Consider the following 14,326-nt stretch of genomic DNA (forward strand, 5'->3'; position numbering starts at 1 on the left):
AGGCCTGCGGCTGATGGACGCGCTGATCGCCGTCAAGCGCGGCGTCCCCGGCGCCGTCCTGCCGGAGCTCAAGCAGCGCCGGGTGGCCAAGCGCGCCAGCGTCGTGGAGGAGGAGCCCGAGATCAACCTCGGGCAGATCCGCTCGGACGTGGCCGTGGACAACCCGATCCCGACGCCGCCGTTCTGGGGCAGCCGCGTCATCAAGGGCATCCCGCTCAAGGACTACGCGTCCTGGGTCGACGAGGGCGCGCTCTTCAAGGGCCAGTGGGGCCTGAAGGAGGCCCGCGCGGGCGGAGCGACGTACGAGGAGCTGGTGGAGACCGAGGGCCGGCCCCGGCTGCGCGGCCTGCTGGACCGGCTGCAGACCGACGGCCTGCTGGAAGCGGCCGTGGTCTACGGCTACTACCCGTGCGTCTCCAAGGGGGACGACCTGATCCTGCTCAACGACGACGGCAGCGAGCGCACCCGCTTCACCTTCCCGCGCCAGCGCCGGGGCCGCCGGCTGTGCCTGGCGGACTTCTTCCGCCCGGAGGACTCCGGCGAGATCGACGTCGTGGGTCTGCAGGTCGTGACGGTCGGCAACCGGATCGGGGAGGCGACGGCCGAGCTGTTCGCCGCCAACGCCTACCGTGAGTACATGGAGCTGCACGGACTGTCCGTCCAGCTCGCCGAGGCCATGGCCGAGTACTGGCACGCCCGGGTCCGCAGCGAGCTGGGCTTCGCCGGTGAGGACCCGAACGAGGTCGAGGACATGTTCGCCCTGAAGTACCGGGGCGCGCGCTTCTCGCTCGGCTACGGGGCCTGCCCCGAGCTGGAGGACCGGGCGAAGATCGCCGAGCTGCTGGAGCCCGAGCGGATCGGCGTGAAGCTGTCCGAGGAGTTCCAGCTGCACCCGGAGCAGTCCACCGACGCGATCGTCATTCACCACCCCGAGGCGAAGTACTTCAACGCCCGCTAAGCGTTCGCCAGCGACCCGACGTACACTGGACGGTCCGGCACAGGCCGGTCGCCGCACTCCGATCAGGAGTGTGTCGCGACCGGCCTTTGTGCCCCCCTGGCCCAGCTGAGGAGTGGTGCGCATGACCAGTAGCATTCCCGCCGTCGACACCCGTCCGGCCCAAGGCCGCGGGCTGCACGCCGTGCTCCTCGACATGGACGGCACCCTGGTCGACACCGAGGACATCTGGTGGGCCGCCGAGGTGGAGGTCTTCGCGGCCCTGGGCCACGCCCTGGACGGCGCACACCGCGCGATCGTGGTCGGCGGCCCGATGGCCCGCAGTCTGGGCCACCTGATGGCCGTCACGGGCACCGAGGTCACGCTGCCCGAGCTGTCCGCCGCGATCAACGCGCGCTTCGTCGAGCTGATCGCCCGGGGCGTGCCGCTGATGCCCGGCGCCCGGCGGCTGCTGACGGAGCTGGCGGCGCACCAGGTGCCCACCGCGCTGGTGTCCGCCTCGCACCGGCACATCATCGACTCGGTGCTGCGCACGCTCGGCGCGGAGCACTTCGCGTTCACCCTCGCCGGCGACGAGGTCGCCCGCACCAAGCCGTTCCCGGATCCGTATCTGCTCGCGGCCGCTCGGCTCGGCGCGGAGCCCGCCCGGTGCGTGGTCGTGGAGGACACCCCGACCGGGGTCGCCTCCGCCGAGGCGGCGGGCTGCCAGGTGGTCGCGGTGCCCTCGATCGTCCCGATCGAGGCGGCGCCGGGCCGCACGGTGGTGGGCTCGCTGGAGCAGCTGAGCGTGCCTTTTCTGCGCTCTCTGAATGCGACTGTTCACTGAGCGTATGCCGCTGAATAGCTTGGAAACTCTGGGCGCCCGGCTGCTCATTCCGCGTCACGAATGCGCTGGCTGAATTCCGCCCCGCTCCAATTTTTGGTCACGTGATTTTTGTCACCCCTCAGTTGGTCGACAGGTACGGACGCGCATGATCCGTTTGCGTGAAACGGGGCAACAAACGCGACGTTGTGTCCGGGTTGCGACACAGAGGGGCGGATCGTTCCATCGTCCGCATATCGGTACCTGCAGTGCCGTTATCGGGATGTGATTTTGCCTCAACTTCTCCGTGTTCTGGGCAAGGAGAGCGTTCCCACTAGTGTCCTGACTGGTCAATGCCGAATCGAGTGATCGGCATTTGAGCAAGGGGAATCACTAGATGTCACGTACTAAGCGTGTCGTCGCCGCAGCTGCCGTGGCCTTCCTGGCCGTCGGTGTGACCGCGTGCGGTGGCAACAAGGACAATTCGGCGTCCGGCAGCAAGGGCGCCGTCATCGTCGGGACCATCGACTCGGTGTCGTCACTCGACCCCGCAGGAGCGTACGACTACGGCTCCTGGGAGGTCATCGACAGCGTTTACCAGAAGGTGATGCGCTTCCCGACGGGCGGCACCAAGCCTGAGCCGGACGCCGCCAAGTCGTGTGCTTTCACCGACCCGAAGACCTACGCCTGCACCCTGCAGTCCGGTCTTCAGTTCTCCAACGGTGACAAGCTGACCTCGGCCAGCGTCAAGTTCTCGTTCGACCGCATGCTGAAGATCGCGGACCCGAACGGGCCGTCCAGCCTCTTCGGCACGCTGGAGTCGACCGAGGCCAAGGGCGCGGACCAGGTGATCTTCCACCTGAAGAGCGCCGACTCCACCTTCCCGTCGGTCCTCGCCACCGACGCCGGTGCGATCGTCGACGAGAAGACCTTCCCGGCCGACAAGCTCCTCGCGGGCACCAAGGTGATCGGCTCCGGCCCGTACACCCTGGACAAGTACACCGCGAAGCAGCAGGCGTCCTTCAAGGTCAACGCGAAGTACAGCGGCCCGGTCAAGGCGCAGAACAGCCAGTTCGTTCTGCAGTACTTCGCCGAGGCGTCCGCGCTGAAGGCGGCCGTCAAGGACGGCACCGTCAACGCGGCCTTCCGCACCCTGTCGCCCACCGACACCGCCGACCTGAAGAAGACCCAGGGCGTCAAGGTCGTCGAGGGCACGGGCACCGAGAAGCGCTACTTCGTCTTCCACGCGAAGGTGAAGCCGTCGGACCAGAAGGCGGTCCGCCAGGCCGTCGCGCAGGTCATCGACCGCGAGGGCATCGCGAAGGACGCCTACAACGGCACCGTCGCCCCGCTCTACTCGATGGTCGGCAACGGCATCGACGGTCACACCGACGCGTTCAAGGACAAGTACGGCGCTCCGGACAAGGCCAAGGCCGCCGCGATCCTGCAGGCCGCCGGCATCACCGCCCCGGTCGCGCTGTCCTACACCTGGACGCCGAGCCACTACGGTGCCGCGGCTGCCGACGAGGCCACCGCGATCAAGCGTCAGCTGGACGCCTCCGGCCTGTTCAACGTCAAGTTGAGCTCGACCGAGTGGCAGCAGTACCAGAAGGACGAGAAGGCGGGCAGCTACGCCTCGTACATGATCGGCTGGTTCCCTGACCTGCCGGACGCCGACAACGACGTGTCGCCGTTCCTCAGCAAGTCGCCGTTCCTGGGCACGGGTTACGACAACCCGGCGATCCAGGCGCTGCTGGTCAAGGAGCAGGGCTCCAACGACCCCAAGGTGCGCAACGAGGCCTTCGCCGAGATCCAGAAGATCGTCGCCGAGGACGCCCCGATCATCCCGGTCTGGCAGGGCAAGCAGACCGCTGTCGTGCGTGACGGTGTGACCGGCGTGGACAAGGCGCTGGACCCGACGATGTTCCGCTTCTACGAACTCTCGACGGGCAAGTGACGGCCGGCCGGCCCGTGGGGGAGTCTCTCCCCCGCGGGCCGGCCGCCACTCCGGCTAAGAAAGACACCCCTCCATGAGTAAGCAGTCCGGGTCGCTGCGCCGCTACATCCTCACCAGGATCGCGCTCGCAATCCCCATGGTTCTCATCCTGCTGGTCCTGGTCTTCGTCCTGATGCGGGTGGCCCCCGGTGACCCCATCTCGGCCTCCCAGGGCGGCAAGCTCAACGCGGCGGAACTCGCGGCGAGACGGCATGCCGCGGGCTTCGACGCCCCGATGTACCAGCAGTTCTGGGACTACCTGAAGTCCGTCGTCACCCTGAACTTCGGCACCACGTTCTCCGACCACCGCCAAGTGCGGGACATCATCATCGAGAACGGCGGCGCCACCCTCACCCTGACCTTCGGCGCCCTGGTCTTCGCGAGCGTCATCGGTATCCCGGTGGGCCTGCTCGCGGGCCGGCTGCGGGACAGCACGATCGACGTGGCGGGCCGGCTCTTCGGCATCCTCAGCTACGCCGTGCCGGTCATCGTCGCAGCGCCCATGCTGATGCTCGCCTTCGGCGCCACGTCCGGCCAGGCCTCCCCACTGGTGCAGCTGAACGTGCCGACGCAGACCCACATCCTCATCGTGGACGCCATGATCGTGGGCGACTGGGACGCGGTCGGCGACATCGCCAACCACCTGGTCCTGCCCTCGATCGCGCTGGGCCTGCTGATCGTCGGTGTCTTCATCCGCATGATCCGCATCAACCTCATCCAGTCGCTCCAGGGCGACTACATCGAGGCGGCCCGCGCCCGCGGCGTGAAGGAGACCGCCGTCGTCGGACGGCACGCCTTCCGCAACGCGATGGTCCCGGTGATCACCGTCCTCGGCCTCCAGGTCGCGATGCTGCTCAGCGGTGCGGTGCTCACCGAGCGAATCTTCACCTGGCCCGGTATCGGTCGCCAGCTCATCGACTACATCAACCAGCGCGACTACGTCGCCGTCCAGGGCATCGTCACCGTCTTCGCCCTCGTCGTCGTCGTGATCAGCATGCTGATCGACTTCATCAACGCGCTGATCGACCCGAGGGTGCGGTACTGATGGCCCAGACGACACTCCCCGCTCCGCTCGACCCGGAGATAACCCCCAGGGCTCCGGGTCCCGGAAAGTCCGTCCGCTTCGGCGGTCTGCGGCGCATCGTGATCGCGGTCCGGCAGGCCCACGGCGTGCCCAAGTTCATGCTGTGGACCGGCGCGATCCTCTCGCTGCTCTTCGTGCTGACCGCGATCTTCGCTCCGCTGATCGCCCCGTACGACTTCGACACGTACCAGTCCGGTGGCAAGACCTTCCCGAAGCAGGGCGCGCCGGACGGCGACCACTGGTTCGGCACCACCGTGCAGAGCCTGGACGTGGTCTCCAGGACCGTCTACGGCGCCCGCACCGCGCTGGAGGTGATGGTCCTCGCCGTCGTCTTCTCGCTCATCCTGGGGGTCCTCCTGGGCCTCCTGGCGGGTTACTTCGGCGGCTGGCTCGACCGCATCCTGGTGCTGGTGATGGACGCGCTCTTCGCGTTCCCCTACCTGCTGCTCGCCATCGTGGCCGGCTTCGTCTTCGCCAGCATCACCGGCGGGGGCGTGGTGACCGCCGCGCTGTCGATCACCGTGGTCTACATCCCGCAGTACTTCCGGGTGGTCCGCGCCTCGGCGCTCTCCGCCCGTGAGGCCACCTTCGTGGAGGCGGCCCGCGCGATGGGCGCCAAGCCCTCCGTGGTGATCCGCAAGTACCTGTTCGGCAACGTCATCCAGTCGGTGCCCGTCATCGGCACGATGAACGCCGCCGACGCCATCGGCACGCTGGCCGGCCTGGGCTTCCTGGGCCTCGGCATCCAGCCCACCGACGCCGCCGAGTGGGGCTACGACCTCGACCGCGCGATCAGCGACGTCAACGCCGGAATGTGGTGGACCTGCCTCTACCCGAGCATCGCCATGGTGATCGCCATCCTCGGCTTCACGCTGCTCGGCGAGGGCCTCAACGACGTCCTCAACCCGACCATGCGCCGCCGCCGCATCACCAAGGTGGCGCTGCCCGCGCTCAGCCGCCGCCGAGTCGTCACCGCGGAGACCGCGAAGACCGCGGCGACCGCGGAATCCGCAGCAATCGCAGCTACCGCAGCAACCGCAGAAGAAGGGGAGGCCGCGAAATGACCGAACCTGTCCTTTCCGTACGCGACCTGCGCGTCTGGTACGGCACCGAACGCGGACCGGTCCGCGCCGTCGACGGCGTCAGCTTCGACGTACGCCCCGGCGAGACGCTCGGCCTGGTCGGCGAGTCCGGCTGTGGCAAGTCCACCCTCGGCCGCGGTGTGCTGGGCCTGGCGCCCACCGTCGCCTCCGTCGACGGTGAAGTGATCCTGAACAGCAAGGGGGGCAAGGGCCGCAACCTGGTGGGCCTGCCCGCCAAGGAGCTGCAGAAGCTCCGCGGCCCGGACCTCGGGCTGATCTTCCAGGAGCCGATGACCCGGCTGAACCCGCTGATGCGGATCTCCCAGCACTTCGAGGAGGCCCTGCACACGCACCACAAGGACCTCTCGAAGAACGAGCTGCGCGAGCGCGCCATCGAGGCGCTGCGCGGTATGGGCATCCCGGCCAGCCGGTACGAGAGCTACCCCCACGAGTTCTCGGGCGGTATGCGCCAGCGCATCATGATCGCGCTCGCCCTCGTGCTGCGCCCGGCGTTCATCGTCGCGGACGAGCCCACGACGGCGCTCGATGTCCTCGTCGAGGCACAGATCATCAAGATCCTTGCCGATCTGCGCAAGAACTTCGACACATCCCTTGTGCTGATCACCCACAATCTCGGTATCGTCGCCGAAGCGTGTGACCGGGTCGCGGTGATGTACGCGGGCCATATCGTCGAACAGGGCGATGCCCGCGAAGTGTTCGCGAACCCGCAGCACCCGTACACCAAGGAGCTGCTCCGCTCCACGATCTCGCTCTCCACCACCGGACTGCACTTCATCCCGGGTAGCCCCCCGGACCTGGTGCACCCCCCGGAGGGCTGCCGGTTCAGCCCGCGCTGCCCGGTGGCGATGCAGGGATGCGCGAAGGTGGAGCCGCCCGAGGTGGTACTGCCGTCCGGCGTGCACAGCGTCTGCTGGCAGCAGGCGATCGAGGTCGACCCCTCGATGGCCGACGAGTTGGGAACGGGTGGGCGCGAGCCGCTCGCCGCCGTGAAGGAGATCAGCGTTGCTGACGAAGCCTGATACAGAAGCGAGCGGTGTCGTAGCTCTCGACGACCGCGAGACCCTCGTCGAGATGCAGGACCTCGAGGTCCACTTCGGCATGCGGGGCAACGTCTTCGGCCGGCTCGCCGGCAAGGCGGCGGGCGCGGTCAAGGCCGTCGACGGGGTGAACCTGAAGCTGCGCAAGGGCGAGGTGCTCGGCCTGGTCGGCGAGTCCGGCTCGGGCAAGACCACCCTCGGCCGGACCCTGCTGGGCATGAACCGGGCCACCGGCGGCACCATCCGCTACCGGGGCGAGGACATCACCGAGTTCGGCGAGCGCAAGATGCGGCCGCTGCGCCGCAAGCTGCAGATGGTCTTCCAGGACCCGCACGCCTCGCTCAACCCGGCGATGGACATCCGCACCGCCGTCGGCCACCCGCTGCGCATCCACAACCTGGTGAGCAGCGACGCGGAGTACGACGCCAAGGTCACCGACGCCCTGGAGCGGGTCGGCCTGACCCCTCCCGAGCGGTACCTGACGAAGTTCCCCGGCGACCTGTCCGGCGGCCAGAAGCAGCGGGCCGTGCTGGCCCGCGCGATCATCGCCGAGCCGGAGCTCCTCGTCGCCGACGAGCCGATCTCCATGCTCGACATGAGCGTCCGCGCCAAGATCCTGCAGCTGATGCTGGACCTCAAGCGGGACCTGGACCTGACGTACGTCTATGTGACGCACGATCTGGCCAGCGCGAAGTTCTTCTGCGACACCATCGCGATCATGTACCTCGGCCGGATCGTCGAGTACGGGCCCACCGCTGAGGTCTTCGCCGACCCCAAGCACCCGTACACCAAGGCGCTGCTGGCGGCGATCCCCGAGCCCGACCCGACGCTCGCCGTCGAGCGCGAGCTGCTGCGCGGTGAGATTCCGGACGCGGCCAAGCCGCCGCTCGGTTGTTCCTTCCACCCCCGCTGCCCCGTCGCCCTGGCCGGCTGCGGCTGGGAGGCCCGCGACCTGCGTGGCCTGCTGGAACGCCGGTGGCTGGAACTGCCGCCGGCGGAGGCGGGCAAGGAAAGGGCGCTCTTCGGCGATCTTGACGCGCTCTCCGAATCCGGGGTCACTTCCGCCGCAGTCACCCCCGGCAGGGGGCACAGCGCGGAAGATGTGCTGGAATACCTCCGCCGACTCCGTGAGGAGGCCTCGGCGGCCGAGCCGCGCGAGCCCTTCTGGCGGGGCGTGATCACCATGCACGCAGAAGGCGGCCGGGCCGTGGTGGAGTTCTCGCCATCACAGGACCCGCGGCTCAACCTGCTGCCGGAAACGGACGTCCAAGTGGCCTGCCACCTGTACCCCGGCTCCGGCGGATAACCGCATCATCACCTACACGGTGGCGGGCGGCGCAGGCGTCGCGTCGCCCGCCCGGGAACGGCCAAGGATCGACTGAGCACGGAAAGACCAAAGGGAGAACGACGAGGATGAACCGTAAGCTACTGGTGCCGGCGATGCTTCTCGGCGTCGTCGCACCCGCCCTCGCCGGTTGCGGCGGATCGGGCAGTGGCGGTGACAGCAGCGGTAAACCCATCGTCGTCGGGACCACGGACAGCATCAAGCTGACCAAGGAGAACCCGTCACCCTTGGATCCGGCGACGTCGTACGACAGCGCCACGTGGAACGTCTTCTACAACACCTTCCAGATGCTGCTGCGCTACCCGCGCAGCGGTACCAACCCGGAACCCGACGCCGCGGAGAAGTGCGGCTTCACCGACCTGGTCGGGCAGGTGTACCAGTGCACGCTCCGCAAGGGGCTCAGTTTCTCCAACGGTCACGCGCTGACGGCCGAGGACGTCAAGTTCTCGGTCGACCGCATGTTGAAGATCAACAGTGACAACGGTCCCGCGTCGCTGATCTCCGGCGTCGCCACCGTGCAGGCGCCCGACGAGAAGACGGTGGTCTTCCGCCTCAAGGCGCCGGACTCCACCTTCCCGCTCAAGCTGGCCACGCCCGCCGCCGCGATCCTGGACAGCCAGGTCTACCCCGCGGACAAGCCGTACGACGGCTTCAAGATCGTCGGCTCCGGCCCTTACACGCTGGACGACTTCAAGCAGGACGACAAGGCCGTCTTCTCCAGGAACGCGAACTACCAGGGCACGCTGAAGCTGAACAACAGCAAGGTGGAGCTGCGGATGTTCACGTCCGCGGACACGATGGAGGCCGAGCTCAAGAAGGGCACGGTCGACGTCGCCACCCGCACCATGCGGCCCGACCAGATCAACCGGCTGCTCAAGGCCGGCGACGGCGAGAACGTCAAGCTCACCGAAGCGGCCGGCACCGAGGCCCGCTACCTGTTCTTCGACACCACGGACCCGGCGGTGCGGCCCAAGGCCGTCCGCCAGGCCGTCGCCCAGATCCTGGACCGCCAGGCGCTGACCCGTGATGTCTTCCAGCGGACCGCCGATCCGCTGTACTCGCCCGTCCCGGTGGGCATCACCGGGCACGCCAACTCCTTCTTCAAGACCTACGGCGACCCGAGCGTGACCAAGGCCAAGGCGCTGCTGCACCAGGCCGGGATCGACGACAAGGTCGCGTTCGACTACTGGTACCGCAAGGACCTCGCCGGCTCCAGCAACAAGGAGGAGGCCGAGGCGATCAAGGCTCAGCTCGACGCGAGCGGCCTGTTCGACGTCACGCTCAAGAGCGAGGAGTGGAACGTCTTCCTCACCGAGGTGAAGAAGCACAAGTACGCCGCCTACGCTCTGAGCTGGCTGCCCGACTTCCCGGACCCGGACAACTACATCGCGCCGTTCTTCGACAAGGGCAACTTCCTGAAGCTGCCCTACCAGAGCGACATCATCCAGCGCCAGGTGATCCCGCAGACCCGACAGCAGTCCCAGCGCAGCGCCACCATCAGTGATTTCGAGACCGCTCAGAAGATCATCGCCCAGGACGTGCCGATGCTGCCGCTGTGGCAGGGCAAGCAGTACATCGCTGCCCGCAGTGACATCACCGGTGTGGAATGGGCGCTCAACTCCTCCACCACCACCCAGTTCTGGGAGCTCGGGCGGGGCGTGACGAGTTGATCAGCACATACAAGGGAGAACGTCGAGGATGAATCGCAAGCTGCTCGCGCTGCCGATAGTCGTGGGTCTGATGACGCCCGTACTCGCCGGTTGTGGATCCGGCAGTGGCAGCGGGGACGACGGCAAGGCGATCGTCTTCGGCACCACCGACGAGTTCCACATCACGCCGCAGGCGCCGGCCCCGCTCGACCCCGTCACGGGCTACGACATCCAGTCCTGGAACGTCTTCTACAACACGTTCCAGACGCTGCTGCGCTACCCCCGCAGCGGTACCGACCCGGAGCCCGAGGCCGCCAAGGAGTGCCACTTCACCGACGGACTCGGCGAGCAGTACCGCTGCACCCTGCGGGACGGCCTCGAGTTCTCCAACGGGCACGCGCTCACGTCCAAGGACGTGAAGTTCTCCATCGACCGCATGCTCGCGATCAAGGACGAGAACGGCCCGTACAGCCTTCTGACCAACGTGGACAAGGTCGAGACGCCGGACGACGCCACGGTCGTCTTCCATCTCAAGGACCCCGACGCCACCTTCCCGTACAAGCTGGCCACGCCCGCCGCGGCGATCGTGGACAGCGAGGTGTACGACGCGAAGAAGCAGCACCCCGGCTTCGACATCATGGGTTCCGGCCCGTACCAGCTGGACTCCTTCAAGGAGGGCGACTCGGCCGTCTTCACGAAGAACCCGCACTACAAGGGCACGATCAAGCTGAACAACAGCAAGATCGAGCTCAAGTTCTTCAAGAACTCCACGGACATGGAGAAGGCGCTCAAGGCCGGTGACATCGACGTCATGAACCGGACGATGACGCCCGACCAGCTGAACAGCCTCAACATCAGCACCGACAGCAACGTCAAGCTGACCGAGACGGCCGGCACCGAGATCCGCTACCTGGTCTTCAACACGGCCGACCCGGTCGTGAAGCAGAAGGCGGTCCGCGAGGCCTTCGCCCAGATCGTGGACCGGCAGGCCATCACGCGCGACGTCTACAAGCGCACCACCGAGCCGTTGTACTCGATGGTCCCGGCCGGCATCACCGCCCACGCCACCTCGTTCTACAACTCCTACGGCGAGCCGAGCGTGCCGAAGGCCCGTAAGACGCTCAAGGACGCCAACATCACCACGCCGGTCGAGCTGACGCTCTCGTACACGACCGAGCACTACGGCGAGGCGACCAAGGCGGAGTTCGAGCTGCTCAAGAAGCAGCTGGACGCCAGCGGGCTGTTCAAGATCAAGCTGCAGCCGGTGGCCGACTGGCACACGTACACCGACGGCGGGCGCAAGCACCAGTACCAGGTGTACGGGATGGGCTGGTTCCCCGACTTCCCGGACCCGGACAACTACGTCGCGCCGTTCCTCGGCAAGGACAACTTCCTGGAGCTGGCGTACGCGAACCCGCTGATCCAGGGCCAGCTGATCAACTCCACCCGGCAGAAGACGCAGCGCAGCGCGACCTTCCCGGACTTCACCCAGATGCAGAACATCATCGCCACCGATGTGCCGATGCTGCCGCTGTGGCAGGGCAAGCAGTACCTCGCCGCCCGCAGCGACATCACGGGCACCGAATGGACCCTCAACGCGTCCTCCACGACCCAGTTCTGGGAGCTGGGACGAGGTGTGACGGGCTGACAACGGGCTGATCAGGACACTGGAACGGGCCCGGACGACACTGTCGTCCGGGCCCGTTCCGCTGTGCCGGGGCGACCGGGGTTGACCTTGTCCCTGGGGCAGACCACAGCATCGGGGCAGCCGGGCACACCGCCCGGCACGAGGAGGCGAGCACGGTGCTGCTGACGATCGGGGAGTTCGGACACGCGTCCGGCCTGTCGCCGAAGGCGCTGCGGCTGTACGACGAACTCGGACTGCTGCCGCCCGCCCGCGTCGACCCGCTAACCGGCTACCGGTTCTACGATCCGGCGCAGTTGGAACGGGCCGGGCTGGTGGCCTGGCTCCGCCGGCTCGGCATGCCGCTGGCCCGGATCCGGGTGGTGTGCGACCTGGCGCCGGCCGCGGCGGCGGAGGCCGTCGCCGCGTTCTGGGCACAGGTCGAGTCCGACACCGACGCCCGGCGGGACCTCGCGACCTTCCTCGTCGACCACCTGTCACGGAAGGACACCGTCATGGAACGCACCGGAGCAGCTCTGGCGATCCGCTATGCCGCGCTCACCGACACCGGTCTGATCCGCGAGAGCAACCAGGACGCGGCCTACGCCGACGCCCGGCTGCTCGCCGTCGCCGACGGATTCGGCGCCGGCGGGGCGCCCGCGAGCGCCGCCGCCATCGACGCGCTCAAGCGCCTCGACCTCGCCGACAGCACCCGCACCGGCACCACGAGCCCCGGCGTCCCCGCCGGCGGTCTCCTCAACGCCCTCGAGAACGCCGTGCAGGAGGCCAACGAGGCGGTGCGGGGCCTCGCCGGGCCCGACGGCGCGCTCCAGGGGCCGGGCACGACCCTGACGGCCATGCTGTGGACCGGATCGCAGCTCGCCCTCGTCCACATCGGCGACTCCCGCGCCTATCTGCTGCGCGGCGGCGAGCTCTTCCAGATCACCCACGACCACACCCTCGTGCAGTCGATGGTCGACGACGGCCGCATCAGCGCGGGAGAGGCGGCGTCGCACCCCCAGCGGATGCTGCTGCTGCGGGCCCTCGACGGCGGCGACGCGTCCACCGCCGATCTGCGCCTGCACGACGCCCTCCCCGGCGACCGCTATCTGCTGTGCTCCGACGGCCTGACCACCGTGGTGCCGGGCCCGGAGATCCAGCGGGTGCTCGCCTCGGTCACCGACCCCGAGCAGGCCGTCCGCGAGCTGATCGCGCTGGCCAACGCGGGCGGCGGGCCCGACAACGTCAGCTGCGCCGTCGCGGACGTCGTCGAAGCGGCCGCCGGGCCGGCCCGTTAGGCGCTGCGGGGCCGGGTACCGCAGGGCCGGTACACCCCGCCGGCGATGAGTTCTGCCCGGCCGGCAGGTCTGTCGTAGGAGAACCCACGACAGGAGGCCGACGTTGAGCGCAGCCGACGAGGCGCCGGAGCGGGCCGGACGGCAGCCGGAGCAGGGCCCGGACGGGGTCGTCTGGGTCCTGGCCGGCCCGCTCACCCGCGCCGGCATACCCGAGCTGTGCGCATGCCTGCGGGACCGGCTGCGCGGCGGGGAACCGGGCTGGGTCACCTGCGACGTGGCCGCGCTCACCGACCCGGACGCGGTCACCGTCGAAGCCCTGGCCCGGCTGCAGCTCACCGCCCGGCGGCTCGGCAGCCGGATAAGGCTGCGGAACGCCGGCGGGCGGCTGCGCGGGCTGCTGGCCCTGGCGGGGCTGCGGGACGTGCTTCCCCTGGAGCCGGGGTTACGGCTCCAGCCGGGGAGGCAGGCCGAACAGCGGAAACAGGTGCGCGGTGTCGAGGAACGAGTTGATCCCGGTGATCCGGTCCCCTGAGATCTCGATGACCTGCAGCGCCCACGGCTCGTGGCCGCCGTCGGAAGCGGGCCGGTACTGGCCGAACGCCGGTGAGCCGTTCGCCGTGACCGGCAGCAGCCGCGAGCCCGCGCAGCCTATGCCGGTGCCGAGCATCCAGCCGCGGATGTCCGCGGGGCCGCGGAACCACAGCTCGTACGGCGGCATCGACAGCGTCGCGTCCTCCCGCAGCAGAGAGGTGAGCGAGTCCAGGTCGTAGCGCTCGAAGGCGTCGACGTAGCGGGCCAGCAGGGCGCGCTGCGTCTCGTCCATCGGCCGGGCCGGGTCGCTGGCGGTGACATCACTGGCGGCCAGTGCCGAACGGGCCCGCTGCAGCGCGCTGTTGACCGACGCCACCGTCGTGTCGAGCAGTTCGGCGACCTCGCTCGCCTTCCACGCGAGCACCTCCCGCAGGATCAGCACCGCGCGCTGCCGGGGCGCCAGGTGCTGCAGCGCGGCGACGAACGCCAGCCGGACCGAATCGCGCTGGGCGGCCACCTCGGCCGGATCGCCGCCCGAGGGCAGCATCCGGCCGTCGGGCATCGGCTCGATCCACGTCGCCTCCGGCAGCGCCGGGGTCAACGGGGACGAGGACGAGACGGGGGACGCGAGATCCATCGGGCGGGCCCGGCGCTCGCGCGCCTTGAGCATGTCCAGACAGACGTTGGTGGCGATGCGGTACAGCCACGACCGCAGCGACGCCCGGCCCTCGAACCGGTCGAAGCCGCGCCACGCCCGCACCAGGGTCTCTTGGACGGCGTCCTCCGACTCGAACGCCGATCCCAGCATCCGGTAGCAGTAGCCCGTCAGCTCCACCCGGTGCCGCTCTAGCTGCAGCTCCGAAGCCACACCGTCCATTGCCGCGAGATCACTCATCGAGGGC

Annotated in this window: 12 protein-coding genes; 11 read left to right on the forward strand and 1 reads right to left on the reverse strand. The window is 68.6% G+C overall.

Annotation, left to right across the window (positions count from 1 at the left end; translation table 11 throughout):
- The 11 genes from C6N31_RS33520 to C6N31_RS33570 form a co-directional block, all read left to right on the forward strand.
- Positions 1 to 958 (forward strand): vitamin B12 dependent-methionine synthase activation domain-containing protein (locus tag C6N31_RS33520; protein WP_306665048.1); only part of this gene is annotated, 958 nt, incomplete at its 5' end.
- A gap of 121 nt (positions 959 to 1,079) precedes the next feature.
- Positions 1,080 to 1,781, forward strand: coding sequence for an HAD family hydrolase (locus C6N31_RS33525; protein ID WP_138354797.1), 702 nt, complete (start codon positions 1,080 to 1,082; stop codon positions 1,779 to 1,781).
- 373 nt (positions 1,782 to 2,154) lie between these two features.
- The gene (locus tag C6N31_RS33530; RefSeq protein WP_138354798.1) at positions 2,155 to 3,714 is read left to right on the forward strand and encodes an ABC transporter substrate-binding protein; all 1,560 of its coding nucleotides are present in this window, start codon (positions 2,155 to 2,157) and stop codon (positions 3,712 to 3,714) included.
- Between the two features lie 73 nt (positions 3,715 to 3,787).
- Positions 3,788 to 4,798, forward strand: a complete 1,011-nt coding sequence (locus C6N31_RS33535) for an ABC transporter permease (RefSeq protein ID WP_138354799.1) — start codon at positions 3,788 to 3,790, stop codon at positions 4,796 to 4,798.
- Entirely contained in the window at positions 4,798 to 5,901 is a 1,104-nt protein-coding gene (locus C6N31_RS33540) for an ABC transporter permease (RefSeq protein WP_232485979.1), read from the forward strand. Before C6N31_RS33535 ends, C6N31_RS33540 begins: the two co-directional genes overlap by 1 nt.
- A complete protein-coding gene (locus tag C6N31_RS33545; RefSeq protein ID WP_138354800.1) occupies positions 5,898 to 6,959 on the forward strand; it encodes an ABC transporter ATP-binding protein in 1,062 nt (353 codons plus the stop codon). Before C6N31_RS33540 ends, C6N31_RS33545 begins: the two co-directional genes overlap by 4 nt.
- Positions 6,943 to 8,283 carry an oligopeptide/dipeptide ABC transporter ATP-binding protein gene (locus C6N31_RS33550; protein WP_232485980.1) on the forward strand — a complete coding sequence of 447 codons (1,341 nt, stop codon included), beginning with the start codon at positions 6,943 to 6,945 and terminating at the stop codon, positions 8,281 to 8,283. Before C6N31_RS33545 ends, C6N31_RS33550 begins: the two co-directional genes overlap by 17 nt.
- Before the next feature lie 107 nt (positions 8,284 to 8,390).
- Positions 8,391 to 9,992, forward strand: a complete 1,602-nt coding sequence (locus C6N31_RS33555) for an ABC transporter substrate-binding protein (protein ID WP_138354801.1) — start codon at positions 8,391 to 8,393, stop codon at positions 9,990 to 9,992.
- Between the two features lie 28 nt (positions 9,993 to 10,020).
- Positions 10,021 to 11,619, forward strand: coding sequence for an ABC transporter substrate-binding protein (locus C6N31_RS33560; protein WP_138354802.1), 1,599 nt, complete (start codon positions 10,021 to 10,023; stop codon positions 11,617 to 11,619).
- A gap of 155 nt (positions 11,620 to 11,774) precedes the next feature.
- Positions 11,775 to 12,893: a MerR family transcriptional regulator gene (locus tag C6N31_RS33565; protein WP_138354803.1), complete on the forward strand. Its 1,119-nt coding sequence runs from the start codon at positions 11,775 to 11,777 to the stop codon at positions 12,891 to 12,893.
- A gap of 103 nt (positions 12,894 to 12,996) precedes the next feature.
- Positions 12,997 to 13,425, forward strand: coding sequence for an STAS domain-containing protein (locus C6N31_RS33570; RefSeq protein WP_187144814.1), 429 nt, complete (start codon positions 12,997 to 12,999; stop codon positions 13,423 to 13,425).
- On the opposite strand, the gene C6N31_RS33575 is transcribed toward C6N31_RS33570, so the two are convergent.
- The gene (locus C6N31_RS33575) at positions 13,336 to 14,319 is read right to left on the reverse strand and encodes a sigma-70 family RNA polymerase sigma factor (RefSeq protein ID WP_138354804.1); all 984 of its coding nucleotides are present in this window, start codon (positions 14,317 to 14,319) and stop codon (positions 13,336 to 13,338) included. The two genes, C6N31_RS33570 and C6N31_RS33575, sit on opposite strands and share 90 nt — an antisense overlap.
- Between the last annotated feature and the right edge of the window lie 7 nt (positions 14,320 to 14,326).

Origin of the sequence: Streptomyces fildesensis (assembly GCF_016107395.1) — a bacterium.
Lineage (GTDB): Bacteria > Actinomycetota > Actinomycetes > Streptomycetales > Streptomycetaceae > Actinacidiphila > Actinacidiphila fildesensis.

Coding starts and splice junctions, on each gene's coding strand:
- C6N31_RS33525 (WP_138354797.1), top strand. CDS start 1,080: ATGACCAGTAGCATTCCCGCCGTCGACACCCGTCCGGCCCAAGGCCGC.
- C6N31_RS33530 (WP_138354798.1), top strand. CDS start 2,155: ATGTCACGTACTAAGCGTGTCGTCGCCGCAGCTGCCGTGGCCTTCCTG.
- C6N31_RS33535 (WP_138354799.1), top strand. CDS start 3,788: ATGAGTAAGCAGTCCGGGTCGCTGCGCCGCTACATCCTCACCAGGATC.
- C6N31_RS33540 (WP_232485979.1), top strand. CDS start 4,798: ATGGCCCAGACGACACTCCCCGCTCCGCTCGACCCGGAGATAACCCCC.
- C6N31_RS33545 (WP_138354800.1), top strand. CDS start 5,898: ATGACCGAACCTGTCCTTTCCGTACGCGACCTGCGCGTCTGGTACGGC.
- C6N31_RS33555 (WP_138354801.1), top strand. CDS start 8,391: ATGAACCGTAAGCTACTGGTGCCGGCGATGCTTCTCGGCGTCGTCGCA.
- C6N31_RS33560 (WP_138354802.1), top strand. CDS start 10,021: ATGAATCGCAAGCTGCTCGCGCTGCCGATAGTCGTGGGTCTGATGACG.
- C6N31_RS33575 (WP_138354804.1), bottom strand. CDS start 14,319: ATGAGTGATCTCGCGGCAATGGACGGTGTGGCTTCGGAGCTGCAGCTA.